We start from the raw sequence: 7746 nt of genomic DNA, 5'->3' as shown, positions 1-7746 counted from the left end.
CGTAGACCGGCTGAGGGAGAAGCACCCAGAGGAGTTCGGCACGAGACAGCATTCGATCGTGCAGCGTCTGCTGAGGGCGCTTAGACGGAAGACCGCCGAGCAGTTGGTCGCGGAGGAGCCGCTCGGTCAGGCCACCACTGCTGCCCCATTGCCCGGGGGTGTGGACGGCTCGGGCTATGTAGGGCCCGACCCGTCCACGCCCCTCTCGTCGAGCAAGCCGGGAAAGCTACCTGGCGCGGCCGATCAGTCGACTTTGCATCCGTGCCATCTGGGTAACATTTGCTGATGCGGCAATACGGGGGTCAAAATTGGACGCCGATGCAGGCCGGATATTTTGGTCTTTTGCCGTCGACGGGGGGAGGGGAGCCACTGCAGGTCCGAACACATAAGAAAGGCCATCGGGCCGTAACCCGCGCACGGTGGTGACGCACCCCGCGCCGCCGCTCCCACCATTCAGAAGAACGCCAAGCTCGTATCTAGCCCGAAGTAGGCTGAGATCACGCTCAGAAGTAGCCCCGATAGGCTGAATATGGTCAGTAGCTTTAGGGTCTCGAAATCGTCTGAAGAAGATACACTGGCAAAAACTCGAGCAATCGAGGCGGTCATGGTCAATCCTCCGAGCAAAAGTCCATACGACTTATTGTCGCATTTGCACGGGACAGGTTCACGCGCTCGCTATCTTAAGGGACACCTGTGTCATCCTTGCCACACGACCGCAAGGTACATTGCAACAAGTCTGCGGTGATCTCGCCCTGGCGCGCGCATCCTCCGCCAGATCAGCCATGACGAATTCGGGCATGGACCCAGCACGCCACTTCAGGATGGGACCTGCGTTGCGGCCCGGGTCGTAAAGCTTGCCATAGCCGCCGATAGGCATCGAACGGGAAGACGCCGCTGTAACTTTGAAGAAGCTGTGGAAAGCTACCGACGCGAGCCGATCAAGATTAAAGCTGCGGACGAAGATGCGTCGGAATCCTCGCCTGCCGCGAGCGCGGGACCGAGCACTGTCGCGTCGGAGGATGCTCCGGAAGCTGCCGCAAACGACCGTGGTCCGGAGGCAAGCGAACCATCCGCCCCTTTCTCGGGTAGTGAGCCCGCAGCGGGCCTTTGCACGCGCATGAGCTTGTGATCAACCTTGCGGATCCAGCTCCTACTGATCCCCAAGCGAAAGGCGGTAGCAAGGGCAGATGGTGGGGCGGGCTCCAGTCAGCCAGTTCGGATGCGTCTTTTCTGGAAGCCGAGTTCGAAGACAGCGCGCGGCGGGACGAGCGGGTCAGGCGCCCGGCGAGCGATTGAGCGAGCGCCTAGCACGCGAGGCCGAGACTATTGGCGATGGAACTGCGGGCCAGCTGTTGGGCGCTGACCAGGCGGTCTCGTCCCGAGCGCTTTGCGGCGTAAAGGGCCTCGTCCGCTTGCATGATGATCGCTTCAGGGACTTGCCCGCCGCCGCGGCCCATCGTCGCCGCGCCAATGCTAACCGTGACCACCTTGGAGGTATCGCTTGCCAGATGTTCCAGCCTGCATCGGTGGATGGCTTGCCTCAACTGCTCGCCTAGACGAACGGCAGCCTCTGCCGGCGTATCCGGCATCAGTACGACGAATTCCTCTCCGCCGTAGCGGGCTGCCACGTGCAGAGGGCGCAAGGCGGCTGCGCGGATCACCGCTGCGATGGTCCGCAGGCATTCATCGCCTTTCTGATGGCCATAGAAATCGTTATACGCCTTGAAATGGTCGACATCCGCAATGAGGACGCTGACCGGAGCGCCGCTCTGCTCGGAGCGCGAACAGGCGGTGGCAAGGGCTTCGTCAAAGCTTCTGCGGTTTGCAAGCCCGGTCAGTCCGTCGAGGCTCGCCAGCGCCTTCAGAGCTTCTTCCGCCCGTTTCTGGGCGGTCATGTCGCGAAGCGTTTCCACGACCCCGATCAGCTGGCCGTCATCGTCCCTTACAGGGCCGGCATCAATGGCAAGATAGAGTTCGGTGCCGATCTGCGGCATGACGCACCAATTTTCGGCTGTATAACCCAGCCCATGCGCTGAGATATTGTGCTCGGCGTAGAGCGCCATCAGCCTGTCGGCCCGATCCAGCGCCACGAGATCGGCCAGACAGTATCGGCGGTGCTTATAGAAGGCCTTCCAATGCGACCGCGTCCCCACGACGCTCTCTGCCGAAACGCCAGTTAGCCGCTCGCAGGCTCTATTCCACACCATCACTCTCCGGCTGCGATCGATAACGAAGGCCGGAACGACAAGGTGCTCCATCAGCTTGACTGCGAAATGACGCGCGGGGTCCTTAGGATCCGAGGCTCCGATCTTCTTGCCTACCATGTCGAGCATGCCTTGCGCGTGTTTGTTGGGCAAACCCGTTTTACATGCTGCTTCATGTAACCCGCGTTGAAGATCGAGGTTACTTTCACGTAAAGGTGGACCGCTCACGACCGCCTCCGGATTCAAAAGCCTGGGGAAAAACTGGAGCGGCGGAACTGAAGAGGTTCGGCCCGGCCCTGTTCAGATACATGCAGCAGTACCGAACTTCTTTCGACCAGCTCTCAACGACCTTACGTCTGCGCCGTGTTCAACCGCCCCGAGACCCTCGGGACGACGGCCCGGCAAGGCGGGAGCGCGGCTTCGAACGCTACGGCATCGCCGATCATTCGAGGTCTCACTGTGCCGACGGGCTGTCGCTGGAGGAGATCGCCTGGCAGCACGGGAGACGGATCGGCTGAGGCGCTAAAAGGACTTCCGTCTCCTCGCAGCCATCGATCCCGACATCCAATTCCCTAATTCCTCGTGCTGCCAACCATAATACGAGCGCGCGGCAATTTTCTGCGCAATCGCCTTAGCGCGAACCGGACGTGTGCTGGGCTGTCGGCAGCGAGATAGCTAAGGCAGACCATTGCTGTCCCGGCGTCTCCGAGGCAGAAAGGCGGTCGATAGCGCGTCCGGTCCCGTCAACCCGGGCAGCCAGCTCGTGCGCAGTGCTGAGCTGGGCCAGAAGGATCGCTGCGGCTTCATCGAGCGCGGTACGGCCGCCCAAGCAGAGCACCGGCTGGCCGCTTCGCCATTCCGGCGCAAGCTCTGCTTCGGCCAGTACCGGAGTATCGGGATAGCTATTTGCAGGCGGAATGTCGTCAATCGCAGCAACGGTCTCGTGTCTTCGGTCTGCGCGACTCGACAGGCCCGCGGTCCCCCTGGTCGGCCAAGTCGCTCGCCAGTTCATTCACCGTAACCCTGATCCGGCTAAGCCGAACTACGTCGAGCGCGCCGCGCTCCAGATCGGCCTGCGCCAACTCGCTGGAGCAACCTCACCGGTGCGGCCAGGACGAAGCTTAGCAAAATCGCGAGCGCGAGCGGCACGAAGATCTCTCGTCCTACGTAAAGCGTAGTGACGATGATCACGGAAAAGATGGTGAGCGCTATCGTGCCAATTAACCAGCTCAAATCATCCGGAGTCTGTGGCTTGATCAGCTTTGGGATCATACAGCCTTTTGCTCCAGGCGCGCCGCTATATGCAAGCAAAACTGACCGCCTGTACTCGCACGCAAACTGTAAACTGTACAAGGCTTGCGCGATGCGGATGTTCCACGCCCTCCAGAAGCCGACTGCGCTTGTACCCTCTCAGTAAGCCCCGTCGAGCGTCGTGCAGCAGTAGTGGCGAGGAAGACGAAGGATTCGCAGACTGACGCGGCTCCTCAAGGCGCTAGACCGTTTAGCAGGGTGGCAACCTCCGACCCGCTCACCTCCCGTTCGTCTCATTCAGGGCCGCCTTGCGACGGCGACTTCCGTCTCGGTGCAGGAGCTCGGAGCAAGCGGCGAAGCTCGATCAGTTGGGCCACCGAAGGGCAGGTCCAGCCGAGATGCTCCTGCATCGTCGCCCCACGATGCTCACCTTCTCGGACGGAGGCCGACTCGGACTGAAGGGCGGCACGAGAGGATGGCCAAGGGGACGCGGGAGCGCGGCTTCACAAATTTCGGGGGATTGCCGTACCTCATTTAATACGGCAGCGGTCCGCGCCGCTAGGTCAAGGTCCTCCGTGAGCAAAGGGTGCCATCGGTCCGGCCAGGACAGCCCGTGTATGCAGAAATTCCAAGCATAAGCTGGTAGGAATCTGGCGAGGCAGCGCCGGAATTCAAGTAAACAGCCCAGCGACGGGGCGCACCGCTGGGCTGCCTGGTAAACGCCGTTCGGATGGAGGACCCTTGCGGCGCCTAGATAATGAACAAGAGTTCACATCGTTCCTAGGCGCGGCAGCCGTGACCGGCTTTGGTAGCCAATCATAAAAGAATGGCGCCGATCGCTGGGATCGGCGCCTTCCTAATGACGCGGTCACCTTCTCGATCAGTAACGTTCAAAGAAATGATGATGATGATGGTGGTGATGGTGATGGTGATGGTGATGGTGCCACCGGGGCGGCCGCACCACGACCACCGGACCGCGGCGCGAATAGCCGTGGTGGTGATGGTGGTGATGGTGGTGATGATACCACTGCGCCACCTGCACATTGTCTTCGGCCGATTTCGCTGGTGCCTGTTCATCCAGCGCCTGGAGCACTTTCGCCGCGTTCGGGATCGGCTCCAGCAGGTCGGCATATGAATTGGCTTGCAAGACATCGGTCGCGGTGGGCGCCGGGGCAGCCTGCGCAGAGCCGAGCGCGCCGATGGCGGCGACGGCCCCCAACAATCCTGCAATTCTCTTGTCCATGAATTATCCTCCGGATGCGCCCCGCCCCGATGGGCAATGCCAGCCTCGAACGTTTGTTCCGGGAGCAGCCGAGCGAAAACCAACTGAAAAGGCCTCCCACGTGCTCGGCAGCTGAAAACTGAATGCTATTGCCGGAGCTAAGGCCGCGGGCACACCGGGTCCATGCTCTGGTCGCGGCAACCGCGCTTGGCGTCTGTCGGTCAGCAGTTCTCAGGTGAGGTCTGGCTGACGACACTGCCGGAGATTCGCAGGCCGAACCAGGCCTCACTTGGCGGGGACCAAGTTCTGCACCGGGGCAACATCACTGGCACCGGCTGCCCTGTGCCGCTGACCCGTGGCGCTGAAACCACGCTCGTTGCGCCGAACTACGGGATGGACCTGACGGACGCGCAGGACGAGATGGTGGCCACCATCCTGCAGCTCGCCGGCTCGATCCTGCTCGATTTCGAGAAGCGCGACGGTCGAAACGCCCTCTCTGGCCGCGGTGGCGAAGGGCACCCAATTCATCGCAACGACCAACGCGGGCAGTACCAAGGTGCTGATTCCGCTCGATGTCGCCCACCGTTCCGGAATGATCTCGCCCACCGTTCCGATTTGATGTCGCCCACCATTCCGAGATGATCTCGCCCACCATTCCGGGATGATGTCGCCCGGGGTGACGAGGCCTCTTCTGGCTCCGATACGGTCCCGCCTTTCGGCTTTGCGAAGGGGACCTGGATGCCGACGGAGAGGCTTGCGATGCGCCATGTGCGTGATGTGATCAGATTGAAGTCGACCGGGATGGCGACCCGCGAGATTGCGCGGCGGGTGGGGACAGCCCCGTCGACGGTGCGGTTGACGATCCGCCGGTTCGAGGCGGCGGGGCTGACCTGGCCGTTGCCCGACGACGTCACCGACACGGTGCTGGAGGCCCGGCTATTCGCCAGCGCGGGAGCCGGTTCCGGCACGCGGCGGGGCCATCGCCGACAGGCCGAGCCGGACTGGGCGACAGTGCATCGCGAGCTCAAGCGCAAGCACGTGACGCTGTCGATCCTGTGGGAGGAGTACATCGCGGGCGAACCCGGCGGGTATCGCTATTCGCGCTTCTGCGAGCTCTACCGCGCCTGGGAAGGCCGCCTGTCGGTGACGATGCGCCAGTCTCACGCGGCCGGCGACAAGCCGTTCGTTGATTATGCCGGCGACGGCGTGCCGGTGGTGATCGACCGGCTCACCGGCGAGCGGCGCGCCGCGCAGATTTTCGTCGCGGTGCTCGGCGCATCGAGCTTCACCTACGCGCAAGCGACCTGGACGCAGGGGCTTGCCGATTGGATCAGCGGCCACGTCGGCGCCTTGGAGGCAATCGGCGGCGTACCGGCGCTGCTGGTGCCGGACAACACCAAGGTCGCGGTGATCAAGGCCTGCCTCTACGATCCGCAGATCAACCGCAGCTACGCCGACATGGCGGCGTATTACGGCACCGCCATTCTGCCGGCCCGGCCGCGACGGCCACGGGACAAGGCCAAGGTCGAGCAGGCGGTCCTCATGGTCGAGCGCTGGCTGCTCGGACGGCTGCGCCACCGCACCTTCCATAGCCTCGCCGAGGTCAACGCGGCGATTGCCGAGTTGCTGACCCGGCTCAACGAGGAGCGGCCGATCCGCCGGCTCGGGGTGACCCGCCGCAAGCTATTGGAGGAGATCGATCGGCCGGCGCTCAAGGCCTTGCCGGAGAGCCCTTACGTGTTCGCCGAGTGGCGGATCTGCCGGGTCAGCATTGACTATCACGTCGAGGTCGAGGCGCATTACTACAGCGTTCCGCATCGCTTCGTTCGCGCCGAAGTCGAGGTGCGCTTCACCGCCCGCACCGTCGAGATATTCCACAAGGGCGAGCGCATCGCCGCGCATCAACGCATGAGCGGCAACCACAAGCACACCACCGTGCCGGAGCACATGGCCTCCAGCCATCGGCGCTATGCCGGCTGGACCATCGAGCGCATTCGCAAGGATGCCGCCATGATCGGGCCGGCCACCGCGGCGCTGTGCGATCTGATCCTGGATGAACGCGCACACCCCGAGCAGGGCTTCCGCGCCTGTCTCGGCATCATCCGGCTCGCCCGCTCCTACGGGCAAGAGCGGCTCGATGCCGCCGCCATGCGGGCGATCGATATCGGCGCGCGCACTTACGGTTCGGTCAAATCGATCCTCGCCAACAATCTTGATCGGCGTCATTCACCCAAGCGCTCCGCGGACGACGCGCCGATCCTCCATCCCAACATCCGCGGGCCGCGCTACTACAATTAGGAGATCACGTCTTGCTCACGCATCCGACCCTCGATCAACTCCACGCGCTCGGCCTTCACGGCATGGCCAAGGCCTTCGTCGACATCGAAGCCGGCGGCGACGCCGCCAGCCTCGGCCACGCCGAATGGCTTGCGCTGCTGCTCGAACGCGAAGCTTCATTGCGACGCGACAAGCGGCTGTCGAAGCGGCTGCAATACGCGAAGCTGCGCCAGCAGACCTGCGTCGAGGACATCGACTATCGCAGCCCGCGCGGCCTCGACCGCAGTCTCCTGACGATGCTGGTCGAAGGCGGATGGATTGACGAGCATACCAACCTTTTGGTCTGCGGGCCTTCCGGCGTCGGCAAGAGTTGGCTCGCCTCGGCGCTTGGCAACAAGGCCTGCCGCGACAACCGCTCCGTACTCTATCAGCGCGTCCCGCGGCTGTTCACTGATCTCGCTTTGGCACGCGGCGATGGCCGCCACCCCCGCATCCTTCGCTCGCTCGGCCGCGTCGATCTCCTTATCCTCGACGACTGGGGCCTCGAGCCGCTCGACGCCGCGGCCCGCCACGACCTCCTGGAGATCCTCGAGGACCGCTACGGCCGCCGCTCCACCATCGTCACCAGCCAGCTCCCGGTTGATCAGTGGCACGCCCTAATCGGCGACCCCACCTACGCGGACGCCGTCCTCGACCGCCTGGTCCATAACGCCCACCGGATCGATCTCAACGGCGAGAGCCTGCGACGGACCCGCAAGCCCGGCCGAAAGGCCTGAGCCAGTGGCGCCGCGG

General features: G+C 63.4%; 6 protein-coding genes and 1 pseudogene. 4 read left to right on the top strand and 3 right to left on the bottom strand.

Going from position 1 to position 7746, the window contains the following annotated elements; all coding sequences use genetic code 11:
- The coding region (locus tag WA702_RS28410) for a hypothetical protein (protein ID WP_425113862.1) at positions 1-286 on the top strand (286 nt) is incomplete at its 5' end.
- A gap of 459 nt (positions 287-745) precedes the next feature.
- Here the strand turns inward: WA702_RS28410 and WA702_RS28405 are convergent.
- The 3 genes and pseudogenes from WA702_RS28405 to WA702_RS28395 form a co-directional block, all read right to left on the bottom strand.
- Positions 746-932: pseudogene (locus WA702_RS28405) on the bottom strand (IS66 family transposase); the annotation flags it as partial.
- A 372-nt stretch (positions 933-1304) separates the two neighbouring features.
- A complete protein-coding gene (locus tag WA702_RS28400) occupies positions 1305-2432 on the bottom strand; it encodes a sensor domain-containing diguanylate cyclase (protein WP_425113861.1) in 1128 nt (375 codons plus the stop codon).
- 1903 nt (positions 2433-4335) lie between these two features.
- Positions 4336-4698: a hypothetical protein gene (locus WA702_RS28395; protein ID WP_425113860.1), complete on the bottom strand. Its 363-nt coding sequence runs from the start codon at positions 4696-4698 to the stop codon at positions 4336-4338.
- A gap of 186 nt (positions 4699-4884) precedes the next feature.
- Between WA702_RS28395 and WA702_RS28390 the strand changes: the two genes are divergently transcribed.
- From WA702_RS28390 to istB, 3 genes are all read left to right on the top strand, one after another.
- Complete coding sequence (locus WA702_RS28390; protein WP_425113859.1) at positions 4885-5319, top strand: hypothetical protein; 435 nt, start codon at positions 4885-4887, stop codon at positions 5317-5319.
- A gap of 117 nt (positions 5320-5436) precedes the next feature.
- A complete protein-coding gene (gene istA, locus WA702_RS28385; RefSeq protein ID WP_425113858.1) occupies positions 5437-6975 on the top strand; it encodes an IS21 family transposase in 1539 nt (512 codons plus the stop codon).
- Positions 6976-6986: 11 nt separating this feature from the next.
- Positions 6987-7730 carry an IS21-like element helper ATPase IstB gene (gene istB / locus WA702_RS28380; protein WP_425113857.1) on the top strand — a complete coding sequence of 248 codons (744 nt, stop codon included), beginning with the start codon at positions 6987-6989 and terminating at the stop codon, positions 7728-7730.
- The last annotated feature ends 16 nt before the right edge of the window (positions 7731-7746 follow it).

Origin of the sequence: Bradyrhizobium sp. (genome assembly GCF_049798375.1) — a bacterium.
Taxonomy (GTDB): domain Bacteria; phylum Pseudomonadota; class Alphaproteobacteria; order Rhizobiales; family Xanthobacteraceae; genus Bradyrhizobium.
This window is presented reverse-complemented; position numbering and strand designations above follow the sequence as displayed.